Here is a 15,562-nt window from a genome sequence, read left to right on the forward strand (position 1 = left end):
TCACCAAGACGCTAACAACATACGATTTTTCGTATAACTCGTTGTGCTCCCCGGTCAGAAGAGAGGACACACAATACTGCAGCAAAAAAGCTCACGAAGCTCCGGCTGACACCGTTCCCTTCCATCCCTGCAAGGGATGTCCGACTGATCTTTTTTGGCGAGCAAGGCCGTGAAAGCGGCTTTACTCTAGGGAAACACCTCTTGTTCACCCCCGAAAGCGGACATAAAGAAAATCGCTATACAGGTCAACAAAAAAAAGCTTTTCCCGCGTATTTTCCTAGCCCAGGGGCTTCATGGGAATAACGCGGATTTCCGCCTTTGTTTCTCCCACTCTCTTGCGGAAGGACTGCCTGCGATCTTCACCGTCGATCAAACCTGCAATAAATTCGGCAATATGCAGTGTGTGATTCTTCCGCTTCATGTTGAGCATGCAGCGGGCTATGCCGATTTTGCAGGACGGGCAGGCCACGAGCAGGGGTTGGGCGTAATTGTCGCCCATAAGCTGACCCAGATTCTCCTGCTTGGATTTACGCAGGATGTTGTAGATCTCCGGCGTTGTCATGGAGCCTGTTCCAGATTCCGAGCAGCAGCCCTGGCTGAGCACGATATGGGCGCCACTGAAACTCTCCACTGCCTGCATGAGCGCCTGATGTCCCTTGATGATATTCACTCCCGTCCACGGGCAGTGGCAGGAGCCATGGTAGATCAGGCGTGTGCCTGCGGGCAGGGGCGGTGTCTTGCCCTTCTGGCTCTCGTTGAAAATGGGAAGGACAAGCTGGGTCAGGTCAATGGCCTGAAGGCCCTCAAAGCTCTCCTCAAGCCCCATTCTCTTCATGCCGTCGAGACAGGTGGGGCAGCTCGTGACAATGTATTTGCACTGGAAGCCCTTCTGCTGGCAGGAACGCAGGATTGCGGCCATGTACTGCCTGTTCTTGGCCTTGTTGTCCTCGTAGTGGATGTCGCTTCCGGCAGCAAGCAGGGGATAGCCGCAGCACATGTGCTTTGGCGGCACCACAACGGCAAAGCCAGCCTGCAAAAGCAGCATGACCGAGGAGAGGCCAATGCGATCGTAGAAAAGCCCGCCACCACAACCGGGGAAGTAGAACACCAGCGGAGTGTTTTGCACATCCTCGGAAGGAGAGAAGATATTGCCCTTGTGGATTTTCAGGGACTCGTAGAGATTGGTGTAGCCCATCTTGGGGCCAGGCCCGGAGAACAGGGGGCTTTGCATGTGCTTGCGCCAGGATGCCGGGGTAAGGCCCAGCACCTTGTTCTGCATCTTCTGACCAACGGAAGCGAGTTTTGCCACCTTGGGAACGCGATGGGGAACATCCTTCACGAGCCAGTCGAGCACCATGTCCTTCAGATTGTGGCCGCCTGCACCTTCGTGTTCCAGCATGGCGTGCAGGCTCAGGGAAACTTCTCCGGAAGGAATCTTCATGGGGCAGGTCTGCATGCAGCGGCCACACGACGTACAATGCTCGACCTGTGTGCGCAACTCCCGATACAGGGATGCGTCCACACTACCCTTGTTCACCTGCGAATAGTAGATGGCCTCCATGAGCATGCCATAGGCCATGTTCTTGTTGCGGGGATGAAACTGCAGGGAAGAACCCGGAATCGTCATGGGGCAGACACGCTTGCACTTGCCACAGCGCGTACAAGTCTGCACGCTGCGCAAAATGTCGATGAGCTTGTCCTTGTCCGCAAGACCGCTCTGGCTCAAATCACGGATGAGAGCGTTGAAGGAGAAGGTAAAGGGCTTTGTCGGCAGATCCCTGCTCACGAGCTTTGCGGGATTCATGACGTCACGGGGGTCTGCTCTCTCCTTGAAAGCCTTCAGATCGTTCATCTTCTTGGGTTCAAGGAAATGAATCTTTGTGATGCCTATGCCGTGCTCGCCCGAAACCTCACCGCCAAGTTCCTGGCACTTTGCCATCACATGACAGGCAACTTCCTCCGCGTGCTCTAGCATCTCCGGATCGTTGGAGTTCACGGGCATATTGATATGACAGTTGCCGTCTCCTGCATGCATATGGCTTGCCACCACAAGGCGGGAAGCTTCCATACTGGCTTCTATTTCGCCGATATTGCGGGCAAGACGGGGATATTTTTCGCGCATGCGGGCAAGAAATTCGTGCGCGCGATTCCAGATGTCCGTATCGGACACGTCCTTGCTGGACAATTCGCCCAGGGCACCCTTGGAGATGTAGGAGAACTCCCTGTTCATCTCCTTGTCTTCCATGGGAAAGCCGGAAAGCCTGCCTACGTCCTGCAGGGCCCTGCGATAGACCCTTGCGGTGCACGCTATGTTCACTTCCTCGAGGAACTGCGCAAATTCGGGGATGCGATCAATGGGGATGACTACGTCCTCGTTGATCTTGAAGCCGGATGTCCTCTTGGCAATGAGCGAGAGCCTGTGCCTGTCTTCCCAGAAGCGTTCGGCATCCTTCTTGTCGTGGGCAACATGAATGTCCACGTCTTCCTGCTTCTCGACAACCTGGACTATGTTGTCCACGCATTTGTCGAGCAGATAGGCGTCGTCGCCGTCAACCTGGACTATGATGACGGATATGGGATGGCCCTGATATTTCTTGCTCTTGGTCTGGTAGTCAATGGCCTGCACATACTTGGCATTGAACTCTTCCATGGCCGAAATGTGGGCGTAGTCGCCCTCTTCGCGTATGCGGTTGCGCAGGGCCACAAGCTCACGCACCACAATGGCAGCTGTTGTCATGCTGCGACCAAAGAATTCCAGGCACATGACGCGGCTGAACTTGGGTTTGGGGTGCGTTGTGAAGCAGGCTTCGGTAATGACGCCGTCCGTTCCTTCCTTCTGCACGCCTGGCAGGCCCCCAAGAGCCTTGTTTGTCACGTCCTTGCCAAGGCCAGGCAAACGCATTTCGTTGCCCTGCAGCCTGACCACATTGCGCACCCCCCCGCTGATATCCTTTACGGCAAAGACGGCCGTCTCTTCCGGGAGAATCTTGTGTCTGGGATGATTTTCGCGCTCGACGGAAATAATCTCGCCCGTAGGGGTCACCATGCGCCACCAAAGCAGATTGTCAATGGTGGTTCCGTATTCGAAGGCCATGGGACCACCGGCATTTTCGGAGATATTGCCGCCAATGGTGGAGGCTGTCTTGGAGGCAGGGTCAACAGAGAAGATGTTTCCTGCCCTGCTCACTGCGTCAATGACAGCCTGGGTGATGCAGCCGGCCTGACAGGTGACAGTGAGATTTTCCGTATCCACGGACGTAATCTTGTCCATGCGTGTCATGCTGACAATGACTGTGCGCCTCCTTGCGGGAACTGCGCCGCCAGTCATGCCCGAACCGCCGCCCCTGGGAATGAGGGCAAACTTCAGCTCGTTGGCCAGCTTGACGAGCTGCGATACCTGCTCGGTTGTGGCCGGTTCCACCACAAGAAGAGGCAGCTCCATGCGCAGATCCGTGGCGTCCGTGGCAGAGGCCACTATGGAGGCAGGATCCGAGAGGATGCAGTCCTCGGGAAGAAACTTCAGAAGTTCCTCCAGAAGACGGCTTCTGAACGCGACCTGTGCCTCCCAGGCAGACCAGAACATGGTAATGCCTTCGGTGATGGCCGTGGCATAATAGTGCGCAAGAGACAGTGACTCGCGCTCGTAGTGGGCGTTCACACTGCTGCGTACTGTATCTGCATTGATGAAGGGATTGTACGCTACTAAAAAGAGCTCTTCGGCTATAGAGATGGCAAGATCACGCACAGACTGCGGCCAGGCCTGAAAATCGTCTATATTGATGCGCAGTATGCTGTTGACCACGAAATCTGGAGAAATGGAAATATGCGGTCCCTTGTGAGCCATGAATTTTCTCCCTTGGTGATTTTTGGAAAAAGGCAGTATAGGCCTGCACGCCATGAGACGCAAGCAGGCAATCACCTGTCATTCTTGGGAGATTTTGCGCTGCAGGAAGCTTTTGTTTGTCAGTCGACTTGTCCGTCCTCTTCTGTCCTGCAATAGGCCCTGTAGCATCTGGCAATGGCAGAATCTGGGTCCATTTCCTGCAGACATGTGCCCCTGGCCATTCTGGGCAGTTGCACAGCCCTTGGCCTTGCGACAGGCTCACCATAGGCTCCTGCAAGGCCACGTCTTTCTCCGATAAGCGTTACCTTAACGTCATTGAAGAAAGAGGTTTCGAGGAAGGCATTGGCCCTGCTCACAATTTCGTGTTCCAGATACAGCAGTTCCTGCATGGCCATACTGTCTTCTGTCCCGAGTTCCAGCCTGTGCTCCCTGTGGCCCAGGGGCAGGCACAGGGAGGAAATTTCCTCACCCATGACAACGTGCCAGTTGCGCCAAAGTTCCACGAGCCTGAACTGTTCCGGACATCCGGCTATGGCGCTGAGGCTTTCCAGAAATCTCTGGGCCAGCGTCTCCACTCTTTCGGTGCGACGCTTGCGGATCGATTTTCTCTTGCTGAAGGACATGTCTGCTTAGCCCGGAAAAATCCTGTCTGTCTGAAATCACATCGAGAAATGCCCTTTTTTTGAGGGCACAGGGAGCTGTCAGGAACACCTGTCATGACAACGGAATATACATATTGTCAGGAGAAATCAAGGACCTGCCCACCTAAAGCCATCGCGCAAAATCGCGCAATAACCGAGTGTATCAAGTTTTTCAGCTATTGACATATAATGATATCTTGATAGACAAGGCTGCATACAGGCGTTTCAGGCAACTGCGCGCCAAGGATTTCACTTTCAGAGAATATATATGACTGTCACTCTCTTCAAGGCTCTTGCCGATGAAACACGACTCCGGCTCTTGCGTATCCTGCTTGCCCACGAGCTTTCCGTCAACGAGCTGGTTACAGTCCTGGAAATGGGGCAGTCGCGCATATCCCGCCATTTGCGCATTCTCACGGATGCGGGGCTTCTCACTTCCAGGCGAGACGGATTGTGGGTATTCTATCAGGCCCAGCAGGAAGGAGAAAATCGCCATTTTCTTTCTGCCATAGAACCCTTTCTGCAGGATATTCCCGAAGCCGCCCAGGACGTAGAGAACACAAACAGACTGCTGGAGGAGCGCAACAAGAAATCGCGCCAGTTTTTCAACGAGATTGCCGAAGACTGGGACAATCTCAACAGCGAGATTCTCGGCGATTTCGACCTTGCAGGTGCAGTCTGCAACGCCATGCCCCAAAACTGCAGGCTTGCCGTGGATTTGGGCTGCGGCACAGGAACAGTGCTCAAGCGCATGCTCGATCACTCGCTCGGTGTCATTGGCGTGGACAATTCGCCAGGCATGCTCAAGGCCTGCAAAAAGACCTTTGCGGACACAGCGGAGGCAGAACAACGCATTTCCCTGCGTATCGGCGAACTGGAGCATCTGCCCTTGCGCGATCACGAAGCGGATTTTGCCTCCATCAATCTTGTCCTGCACCACATCCATCAGCCGGACACGGTTCTGCAGGAAATCCGTCGCATCCTGACCCAACACGGCCTGCTTTTCATTTCCGACTTCAAGAAACACAAGGACGAGAGCATGCGCTCGCGCTACGGCGACCATTGGCTTGGCTTTGACACGAACAAGCTGGCCATGGCCCTGCGGGCAAACGGCTTCAGCAGAACAACAGTGCGCGAACAAAGGGTGAACAAGGGGCTGACGCTCATCATGCTCACTTCCTACGTCTCTGTACCCGGCTCTACTGGTGTCTGAGTTTCGGAACAAATCTCCCAATCCTTTCTTTCCCCTCCTACCATAAGACATTGTTGAGGCTACTATGGCTAAAGCACTTGATCTCTCGCTCGACTACAAAATCAAGGACATCGATCTCGCGGACTTTGGCAACAAGGAAATCCAGCTTTCCGAACGCGAGATGCCCGGCATCATGGAATGCATCAAGAAGTACGGCCCGGAGCAGCCCCTCAAGGGACTGCGCGTGACCGGCTCCCTGCACATGACCATTCAGACAGCCATGCTTATCCGCGCCCTGCACGCCCTTGGCGCAGACATCCGCTGGGCTTCCTGCAATATCTTCTCTACCCAGGATCACGCAGCCGCAGCTGTGGTCAAGAACGGCTGGGCCAAGGTCTTCGCCTGGAAGGGCGAAAGCCTTGAGGACTACTGGTGGTGCACGGAAATGGCCCTGACCTGGCCTGACGGCAAGGGGCCGGACCTCATTGTGGACGACGGCGGCGATGCAACACTGCTCATCCACATGGGCTACACCTGCGAGAAAAATCCCTCGCTCTTCGACAAACCCCACGCCAGCGAAGAGGAAAACATCATCTTCGATCGCCTGAAGGCCCGCTACGAGCAAGATCCGTCTCACTGGGAAACAATTGCCGCCAATGTGCGAGGTGTCAGCGAGGAAACCACTACCGGCGTGCACAGGCTGTACAGCTTTGCCAAACAGGGTACCCTGCTCTTCCCCGCGATCAACGTCAACGACAGCGTGACAAAGTCAAAGTTCGACAACCTCTACGGTTGCCGCGAATCCCTGGCTGATGGTATCAAGCGCGCTACGGACATCATGATTGCCGGCAAGGTGGTGATGGTCTGCGGCTACGGCGATGTGGGCAAGGGCTGCGCCAAATCCATGCGCGGCTTTGGCGCCAGGGTTCTGGTTTCCGAAATCGACCCCATCTGCGCCCTTCAGGCAGCCATGGAAGGCTTTGAGGTGTGCACTGTCGAGGACGCCCTGCCCATTGCCGACATCTATGTCACCTGCACTGGCAACCTCAACGTCATCACAGGTGCCCACATGGAGCAGATGAAGGACGAGGCCATTGTCTGCAACATCGGCCATTTCGACAACGAAATCGACATGCACTATCTGCTCTCCACCAAGGGCTGCGAAAAGACCAATATCAAGCCCCAGGTGGACAAGTGGAAGCTGCTCTCCGGCAGAACCATCATTGTGCTCGCCGAAGGCCGCCTTGTGAACCTTGGCTGCGCTACAGGCCATGCCAGCTTTGTCATGTCCAACAGCTTTACAAACCAGATTCTCGCCCAGATCCGTCTTGCCACGGACAAGACCCTTGCAAGGCAGGTCTACACCCTGCCCAAGGAGCTGGACGAGGAAGTGGCACGCCTGCATCTTGGACGCATCGGTGCCAAGCTCACAACTCTTACCAAGGAACAGGCCGACTATATTGGCGTCAAGGTAGAGGGCCCCTACAAGGCCGACTACTATCGCTACTAGGCCACGGGGCTCTGCCCGGGGGCAATACGCTCACAGGGGTTGCAGGACATGCCACAGCGTGCCTGCAGCCCCTTTTTCCTGTCTTGCATGAAATGCCTCCCTTTCCGCCTTGCCTTCCCCCTTGTGGGAAAAGGGGGCCAAATACCTCTAGTCAGGGAGAATTCCCCGTTGTAAAAAGGGTGAGCTTCTTTGGGAAGCAGACATGCCTTCAGAATGGCCTTTCCTCGTGCATGCCGCATTTTCACGAATTCAATCCTGTGCCACTCCAGCCTTTTTTGGATGTAGAACATGACCGAACAGACAACCTTCCAGCCAAAGCCGCGCAGCTTTCCGACCATCACGCTCGAAATGCAGCCAGGTGGGTGCATCTCGACAATTGAAAGACCCAAGACAGTGCGTCAGCTGCTCGACAGACTGGGCTATCTTGAAGAAACAGCCTTGGTGATCCGCGATGGTACCCTTCTGACGCCGGATCTTGCCATACAGCCGAACGACAGCATCATTGTGCGCGAGGTTACGTCACGGGGCTAATGGCCCAGATACAAATCCGCCACAAGATGCACTTCCAACAAGGATCTCCATGCTCGACATCTTTTCCAATACCGAACAGGCCCTGCGCAACTTTTCCATTGCCTTCATTCCGGCATTTCTCGGCATTATCCTGCATGAAATGGGACACGGCTACATGGCCCTGCGCCAGGGAGACTATACAGCCAAATTCATGGGGCGCCTCACCCTGAACCCCATTCCCCACATCGATCCTGTGGGACTCATAATGTTTGTGCTCACATCCATAAGCGGCAGCTTCGTCTTTGGCTGGGCAAAGCCTGTGCCCATTGATGTGCGCAACTTTCGCAACCCAAGGCACGGCCTCATGCTCGTGGCCTTGGCAGGCCCCCTGACCAACGTGCTTTTGGCTATACTCTTCGGCCTGCTGCTCAAGATAACCATCACTCTCTTTCCCATCCTGGCCTACCAGGACAGCAGCGCCTACATCTTTGTGCTCTCGGTGCTGCAGATGGGGATTATCATCAATCTGGGCCTTGCCCTGTTCAACCTCTTCCCCATTCCGCCCCTGGACGGCAGCAAGGTCGTCTCCTATTTCATGCCGACCCGCATGGCCATAAGCTATCTCTCCATTGAACGCTACGGCATGCTCATCCTGATTGTCCTTTTGGCCACAGGCATTCTTGGTCCGGTTCTTTCGCCCCTGCTTAGAGGCAGCTACCATCTCATCCTGAACCTCTTCGGGATACTGTAGAAAGGCGCCCTTGCCATGAAAATACTGGGCATAGACTACGGTCTTGAGCGCACGGGACTGGCAGCTACGGACGAGGAAGCAATCCTTGTCTATCCGCTTGCCACCTTCAGACTCAATGACTACCCAAATCGCAAGGCCTTTCTGGCAGCCTTGGCAGAGCGTATCCAGGCGGAAGGCACGAAAATCGTGGTCATAGGCCTTCCCCTGCTCGAAGACGGGACCGAGAGCATGACAACGCGCCAGGTGAGAAACTTCGCTCAGAGAATTCAACGCCGCATCAACTGTCCCTGCGTGTTCTACAACGAATACCTGACTTCGGAGGAAGCATTTCAGGATCTGCGCGAGGCGGGCATAGGCCAAAAGCGCCTCAAAGGAGTGCTGGATCAGCAAGCCGCAGTACGCATTCTGGAAAGCTATCTCAACGCGCCGTCCCGCGCCCTGCCCCTCGACGAGGGAATCTGAACAAGGAGTCCAGCCGTGTGGCAAACACTCAAATTTCTACTCATCAGCCTGGTATTTTGCGCGCTTTCCGCGGGAGGCTGGGTCATGTTCATGAGCAACCAGTTCATGAACACTCCCCCGGAAACACCCGGCCAGGATGTGCTGATTGACATTCAGCCCGGAGCCAGTCTGGGGAAGATTGCCGAACTTCTTGAGGAGAAGAAGGTCATCACCTCGTCCTTCAAGTTCCGCCTGCTTGCCCGATACAAGAAGGTCTCCACGGACCTGCAGGCAGGGCGTTTCAGATTCAACACAGGCTGGCTGCCCCAAAAGGTGCTCGACACCCTTGTAAGCGGACAGCCTGTCTTGAGCCGCATTACCATTCCCGAGGGGCTCACCTGGTGGCAAACAGCAAGGCTTCTGGCGGATGCGGGCTTTGCAAGCTACGAGGAACTGGCGCAGGTGGTGCAGGACAAGCAGTTTCTGCTCCACTACGGCATACCCTTTGACACAGCAGAAGGCTTTCTTATGCCGGACACCTATCTTCTGAAGACACCGGATGCGGAAAAGCCCAAGGATCCAAGGCAGGCCTGGAAGGTAGCCGGCAGGCTGGTGGACAATTTCTGGCAAAAGGCGGCAGCCGTATGGCCTGAAGGGAAGAAGCCCTCAAAAGAGGAGCTTCGCAAGTTTGTAACGCTGGCATCCATTGTGGAAAAGGAAACAGCCGTACCTTCAGAGCGGGCCAGGGTTGCGGGTGTTTACGCAAACCGTCTTGAGAAGGGCATGCTCTTGCAGGCAGATCCCACGGTGATCTATGGCAAGGGGGAAAGCTTCAAGGGCACCATCACAAAGAGCATGCTCAATGACGCAAACAATGCCTACAATACCTATCAGAAGGCAGGACTTCCCCCTGGACCAATCTGTTCCTTCGGTATATCCGCTCTTAAGGCAGCCATTGCTCCGGAAAAGCACGACTTCCTCTATTTTGTAGCCGTAAGGGACGGGGGCGAGCACAGGTTCAGCAAGACATTGAGCGAGCACAACAGCGCAGTACAGCAGTACCGCAAAAACCGCAGGGAACAGTAGGCTGCAAGCCATATCTTCCTGTGCACAGGCTTTGCAAAAAAAGCAGGAGAATTTTTGATGAAATACGTTATTGTAGAGGATTTTTCCGGTCAGGCTGTTCCCTTTATCTTCCCAAGACGTGTGGATCACGCAGACATGTGCGACCAGCTTCCCTATGGCAAGGTTTTGTCTGCAGGCTACGTGGAACTTCAGCCAGACGGAAGCTTTCTGTGCTACGGAGGCAACAACGAGCTTCAGATAAAATCCGATCCGCAAAGGGACGCAGCCATTTTGAAGGAAGCCTTCAGAAAGCGTCCGGAAAGCCCGGCCAACTGAGCAATCCTTTCCGACCAGTTTCCACATTCCCAAAAAAACAGGGTGCAGACAGAAAACTTTCTGTCTGCACCCTGTTTTTTTGAGCTTGAGCCTTGGCGGGATTATCCAGCCTTCTTTTCCTGTCCCACTATGGCTGCGTCTTCCACCACATCTTCCACCGCACCCTCTCCTTTCTTGCCTGCACCGTCACCCGTATCGGGAGCATTGGGTGCATCAGGCAGGGCCTTGAGCTCGCCGTTTTCGGAGCTGGCAAGCAGTTTGAGCTGCCCTTCCTCATAGCGCAGGGGCAGGCAATCCTTGTTCATGATGACTATGCCGGTGGTTTCAAGAACCTTCATGCGATAAGCGTATTCCTGCTCCATGCGTCTGTGCCTGGCCAAAAAGAAGAGCCTGCCAAGGTAACAGATGATGAAGAAGGCTACCACCCCCAAAAGTATCCACAGGATATAGGGCTTCAGGGCAGCACCCACAGCCATTGCCATCTGCATGGCACTGTCTATGAACAAAACAGCACAGCCCATGGCAATGAGGGTTAGCAGGATGACTATGGTAGGAGCGTGGCGCACGATGGCGTAGAAACGCTGGAACTGCTTGGGTACTTCCTCGCCCTGTCCTCCAGCTCCTCCGCTTCCTGGCTGGGGATCGCCACCGTTGAGGGAGCGGGAAAAAAACTGACCGGAAAGATGCAAAAGCAAAAGCAGGCCCACAGGAGAAAGTATAGCCGCGACCAGCCATCCTACCCAGGGGAATTTGGCCATTTTGGGACCGCCCGGCTCCACGGGCACAGCCTGGGTGACTCCGTAGAAAAAGGCTATGGCGCCCACAATGAGTTCAAGGCAGAAGACCGCTATAAGATAATAGACAACAATATCCCTGTTGCGTTCCTCAAACCAGGCGCGTCCGAGCCTGCTTTTTGCATCTTTCTTTTGCCTGGCGGATGCCTTTTGTGCCTCTGCTGCCTGTTCAGCTGTCTTTGCCGATTGGCTGGAGCTGGCCATTGCTACCTCCAAAAATGCTGTACTGATGACGCAAGGATCCGGATACTACTCTCCGCACACGAGGGGACAGCCAGTTTGAGGATCACGCATCGTCCTGCAGTCTATACCAAAGAGCTTTGCTTGCGTGAAGTCTTCTTGCACGCACGGTTTTGGCACAAAGTTTCACGTGAAACATTCTGCTTTTGAAAAACTCGAATTTGGAACTTCCATCAATTTGGCGGAGGAAAAGAGAGTTGTATCCATGGATGCAACTCCTTTGTCACCGCCAAACTCCCGAGGCATCGTCCAAAGCAAAAAAGGGCCAGAGATGTTCCCTGACCCTTGTCTTTTTTCGAAATTCCCAATCAGCCCGAGATACGGCGTATGGAAATAAGCTTGTCGCTCCAGTAGGGAGAGGAAAGCGATTCCATGCGCACCTTCGAGCCCTTGCGTGGAGCATGGATAAAGGCATTGCCTCCAGCGTACAGGCCTGTGTGCAGAGTTCTGCGCCCTATGCGGAAGACCACGATGTCGCCTGGCAGGGGAGCGTCCTTGCTCACACCATGACCTGCGCGCAGCTGATCCTTTGTGATGCGGGGAACCTTGACGCCATTCTTGCCATAGGCCCAGTAAATGAGCCCGGAGCAGTCAAAGCCCTGCCTGGGAGAGGCCCCGCCAATGCGGTAGGGCTTGCCCATTTGCGAGTAGGCTGCGCGCACTGCGCCCTGAGCCTGGGGAGAGACATCTCCTGGCGGCACGTTGTTGAATCCACCGCAACCGGCAAGCAGGCTCAAGATGGGGAGGATACAGATGAGGGCTATAGGAAAACGCTTCATGGCGGGCTCCTGCAAACAGAATGTTTCTGCTCACCTTATCGGCCCATTCCCAAAAAGGTTTACCCCTCCCGACTCTCCTTCTGAAGTAAGCCTATCTGAAGCAGGTCTATACGAGGCTTCCCAACGTCAGCTTTTTCTCCTCGTGGCGTACAACGCGCTTCTTTGAGAAGAGTGCGGCCATGTCCCTGAAAAAGCGCGAGGGCTCAAGCTCGATTTCCCGACCATAGAGTGTCCGCTTGCGGGACGAGGAAACATAGACAGCTTCCGAAGCCCTGGTCAGGGCAACATACAAAAGCCTCCTCTCCTCTTCGAGGGCTTCACCGACAAGCTCTTCTTCGCCCCCCTGCAGGATACCCCTGTCGTGGGGCATGAGACCATCATTGAATCCGGGCAGAAAGACAGCCCGAAACTCCAGGCCCTTGGCAGCGTGCATGGTCAAAAGACGCACGCTTTGCGCCTTTCCCTGCAAGACATCCGCTTCCTTGAGCCAGAGCACATGCTCAAGGAGCTTCTCCCAGCTGCCACATTTGCCAAAGGCCCTGAGCATCTCCTTCCATGCGTCCGAAGAAAGTGTTTCCTCGTCCAGCACACCCCTATCCCTGAAAACGGGCACAAGGGCTTCTGGTGAAAGCGTGCTCGCCCTTTCTCCGGCAATACTTGCAAGCCCTGCCCCAAGGCCTTGCGAAGCTACCTCGTATTCCATGAAGGAAAGGACCTTCTGTACGCCCTCATCCTGCCAGAAAAGCTCAAGCGCAGGGGCCTGCACCGGGATCCCCCTTTTTACAAGAGCCCTTGTGAGGGAGGGAATCTGTGCCTTGAGACGCACAAGCACGGCTATGTCCTGCGGAGCGATATTGTCGAGACCCGGACCTTTTTGCTCGTCCATGAGCGTGTGGGAGGACGATCCGAGCAGCATTTCCATCTGCTCGGCAATCCAGCGCTCTTCCATGGCTTGTGTAGGCGCGTCAAAGGCCGTGAGCGTTGCGGAAAGCTGTCTTGCTGCCACAAGATGTCCGGAGGCCGGCCTTTCCTGCATGGCACGACAGGCAAGATCGAGAATTTTCTGGCTTGAGCGAAAACTGGTCTTGAGGGTCATGGTCTCAAGATCAGGCCAAAGGCCTTGCAGGACGTGCACAACATCTCCCAGGGCGCCCCTGAAGGCATAGATGGACTGATCGGGATCGCCTATGCCAAAAAAGCCCCTGCCAGAGTCCGGCAAAAGAGCCTCAAGCACCTTCACCTGCAGGGCGGACAAATCCTGTATTTCGTCCACAAGGACGTGCTCGCAGGGAATGCGCTGCTCTGCCAGCCATTCCAGAAGATCGCAAAAATCGACAAAGCGCACAGGTCTGGCATTCTTGAGCCTCTTGTAGGACTCAAGCACATCCCTGTCCTGCCCAGTCTCGCACCTTTCGCGCCTGCGCCAGAAATCCTGGACAAAAGAGCGAAGCCTGTTTCCCTCAAGGCCACGCCCGCATAATTCCAGAGCCTGGCTCAAAAGGGCATTGGCTCTTGATTCGGACAAAAGGGCTACCCTTTTCCCCTGCGCTGCGGACGTCTTTTGCAAAAGGCGCCAGGCAAGGGCATGGAAGGTACCGCAATAGGGAAGAGCCCCCTCTACCCTGGTCTGAACCCTTTCAAGAATTTCCTCGCCTGCCTTGCGGCTGAAGGTCAGGGCAAGAAGATGCGAGGGTGCTGTCCCGGCCTTCAGAAGGCGTACCATGCGCTCGGTCAGAATACGCGTCTTTCCTGCACCAGGCCCTGCCAGGACAAGCAGGGGCGCACTCCCATGTGCGCAGGCCTTCTCCTGTTCCTCGTCAAGCGCAAGGCCTCCACTCTGCTCTGAAATCCGGTTTTGCTCCTTCTCGGCCTCGAGCATTTCCCTGAATTTCAGATTTGGCAAAAGGGGAGCCCTGGTCTGGCTGCGCCTTCCTTCGTCCCCTGTTTTCGAGGCTTTCGCTTTCCTTGCAGCAGAAAGCACTTTTCCGGAGCGATGAACCCTTTCCTTCAATTCCTCATCCGTGAAGACGGAAATGGTGCCAAACTCTCCGTCATAGCCTCCATGCAGCTCTATCCTGCCCTCGCGTATGCGCTGTACGGCCTCGCCAAGAATGCTGTCGTAGTCCGAGATTTCTTCTATCTCCTTCAGAGCCAGGATGGAGAACTCGCTTCCCAGGCGCTCCAATGCATCGCGAAAAAGCGGTTGCACCTTCTTGCTCGTGGGAGCAAGGCCATGAATTTGCGCAAGAACTGTTGGCAGAGGAATGATGGGATGCACGTCTGGCTCGTTTTCAAGGGCGACCTTCTCCCTCCTGTCCGCAAGTTCCCAGACCCTGTGCAGCACCCCAATGGTGAGAGGCTTGCCGCACACTGGGCAAATATTGTTCCTTGCCTGGGATTCCCCGGGCGTCATGACCACATTGCAGGCCCTGTGCCCGTCGAGGTGGTACTTGCCCTCCTCTGGGTAGATTTCCAGGGTGCCCATGAAATACTCGCCTGTATCCTTGCGTTCTGTCCTTTTGGCTGCCTTTCTCAAGGCCTCAAACATGCCGTCATAGGTAGGATTGCCGTGGAAGAGATTTGCCTCCCTGCCGAGGTTGGCCCCGGAATGGGCATCCGAATTGGAGATGAGGGCGTAGCCGTCCAGGGCAGACACAAGACGGTTCATGGCCGGATCCGAGGAAAGGCCGGTTTCAAGGGCAAAGATGTGCTGCGTGAGATCGCCAAAACAGTCCTCAATGCGGTCAAAACCGGATTTGGAGCCGAACAGGGAATACCAGGGCGTCCACACATGGGCTGGTATGAGAACTCCCTTCTCCGAAGTCTCGAGCACAAGTTCCAAAAGATCCCTGGCATCGAGCCCCAGAATGGGCCTTCCATCAGACTCTATATTTCCTGTCCGGGCAAGCTTGCGGGAAAAGTTTGCGACATCATCCAAAGTCGGGAAGAATACCAGATTGTGGATGCGGCGGGTTTTGCCATCCTTCTTGTAGATTGAGCTTATCTCGGTTTGCAGGCAAAAGAGCGGAGGCTTCGCGTCACCGATTTCCCTTTCCACCACAATCCTGTCTGCCTGGCCTTTCAGTCTGTAAAAACCGGACTCCTCGTCCAGTTCCAGATTCTCGCGCAGTTCCTTCTGCCACACGGGATGGGTAAAGTCCCCTGTGCCAAGGACATGTATGCCCTTGCACATGGCCCAGCCAGAGAGATGGGGCAGAGTCAGCTGCTTGCTTGTGGCCATTGAAAAACGCGAGTGTATGTGGAGATCGGCAATATACATGGAAGAACCTCGGTTCGAAATCAAAGTGCTCCTGAGTATTTCACAGGATGTACTTGTTGCCAAGAGGAAACAACCCGTACTGGAACAAACATTATTATTTATAAACAATGTTATTTCGGTATTACTATACGAAATCTTGCAATAACTTTTTCTTATACAAACAAATAGTACAAGAATTC

General features: G+C 54.9%; 12 protein-coding genes. 7 read left to right on the forward strand and 5 right to left on the reverse strand.

Annotated elements, in window-relative coordinates; translation table 11 throughout:
• Positions 1 to 277: 277 nt before the first annotated feature.
• Together B5F76_RS10825 and B5F76_RS10830 are read right to left on the reverse strand one after the other, a co-directional pair.
• Positions 278 to 3,844, reverse strand: a complete 3,567-nt coding sequence (locus B5F76_RS10825; protein WP_087354432.1) for an FAD-binding and (Fe-S)-binding domain-containing protein — start codon at positions 3,842 to 3,844, stop codon at positions 278 to 280.
• A 119-nt stretch (positions 3,845 to 3,963) separates the two neighbouring features.
• Positions 3,964 to 4,467 carry a DUF721 domain-containing protein gene (locus B5F76_RS10830; RefSeq protein WP_087354434.1) on the reverse strand — a complete coding sequence of 168 codons (504 nt, stop codon included), beginning with the start codon at positions 4,465 to 4,467 and terminating at the stop codon, positions 3,964 to 3,966.
• A gap of 286 nt (positions 4,468 to 4,753) precedes the next feature.
• Here B5F76_RS10830 and B5F76_RS10835 point away from each other — a divergent pair, with 286 nt between their 5' ends.
• From B5F76_RS10835 to B5F76_RS10870, 7 genes are all read left to right on the forward strand, one after another.
• Positions 4,754 to 5,698 carry an ArsR/SmtB family transcription factor gene (locus B5F76_RS10835; RefSeq protein WP_087354436.1) on the forward strand — a complete coding sequence of 315 codons (945 nt, stop codon included), beginning with the start codon at positions 4,754 to 4,756 and terminating at the stop codon, positions 5,696 to 5,698.
• 64 nt (positions 5,699 to 5,762) lie between these two features.
• Positions 5,763 to 7,187, forward strand: a complete 1,425-nt coding sequence (ahcY, locus tag B5F76_RS10840; RefSeq protein ID WP_162608812.1) for an adenosylhomocysteinase — start codon at positions 5,763 to 5,765, stop codon at positions 7,185 to 7,187.
• A gap of 288 nt (positions 7,188 to 7,475) precedes the next feature.
• A complete protein-coding gene (locus B5F76_RS10850; protein WP_087354443.1) occupies positions 7,476 to 7,718 on the forward strand; it encodes a hypothetical protein in 243 nt (80 codons plus the stop codon).
• A 49-nt stretch (positions 7,719 to 7,767) separates the two neighbouring features.
• Positions 7,768 to 8,448: a site-2 protease family protein gene (locus B5F76_RS10855; RefSeq protein ID WP_087354444.1), complete on the forward strand. Its 681-nt coding sequence runs from the start codon at positions 7,768 to 7,770 to the stop codon at positions 8,446 to 8,448.
• A gap of 15 nt (positions 8,449 to 8,463) precedes the next feature.
• Positions 8,464 to 8,910, forward strand: a complete 447-nt coding sequence (gene ruvX, locus B5F76_RS10860; protein WP_087354446.1) for a Holliday junction resolvase RuvX — start codon at positions 8,464 to 8,466, stop codon at positions 8,908 to 8,910.
• A 15-nt stretch (positions 8,911 to 8,925) separates the two neighbouring features.
• Positions 8,926 to 9,975 carry an endolytic transglycosylase MltG gene (mltG, locus tag B5F76_RS10865; protein WP_087354448.1) on the forward strand — a complete coding sequence of 350 codons (1,050 nt, stop codon included), beginning with the start codon at positions 8,926 to 8,928 and terminating at the stop codon, positions 9,973 to 9,975.
• Positions 9,976 to 10,032: 57 nt separating this feature from the next.
• On the forward strand, positions 10,033 to 10,290 hold the full coding sequence (locus tag B5F76_RS10870) for a hypothetical protein (protein ID WP_087354449.1): 258 nt from the start codon (positions 10,033 to 10,035) through the stop codon (positions 10,288 to 10,290).
• A 101-nt stretch (positions 10,291 to 10,391) separates the two neighbouring features.
• On the opposite strand, the gene B5F76_RS10875 is transcribed toward B5F76_RS10870, so the two are convergent.
• The 3 genes from B5F76_RS10875 to B5F76_RS10885 all read right to left on the reverse strand — a co-directional run bounded on the left by B5F76_RS10875 (position 10,392) and on the right by B5F76_RS10885 (position 15,344).
• Positions 10,392 to 11,288: a hypothetical protein gene (locus tag B5F76_RS10875; protein ID WP_087354451.1), complete on the reverse strand. Its 897-nt coding sequence runs from the start codon at positions 11,286 to 11,288 to the stop codon at positions 10,392 to 10,394.
• Positions 11,289 to 11,632: 344 nt separating this feature from the next.
• Entirely contained in the window at positions 11,633 to 12,103 is a 471-nt protein-coding gene (locus tag B5F76_RS10880) for a C40 family peptidase (RefSeq protein WP_087354453.1), read from the reverse strand.
• Between the two features lie 106 nt (positions 12,104 to 12,209).
• Complete coding sequence (locus B5F76_RS10885) at positions 12,210 to 15,344, reverse strand: UvrD-helicase domain-containing protein (protein ID WP_162608813.1); 3,135 nt, start codon at positions 15,342 to 15,344, stop codon at positions 12,210 to 12,212.
• Positions 15,345 to 15,562 lie beyond the last annotated feature (218 nt).

It is taken from the genome of Desulfovibrio sp. An276 (assembly GCF_002159665.1).
GTDB classification, from domain to species: domain Bacteria; phylum Desulfobacterota; class Desulfovibrionia; order Desulfovibrionales; family Desulfovibrionaceae; genus Desulfovibrio; species Desulfovibrio faecigallinarum.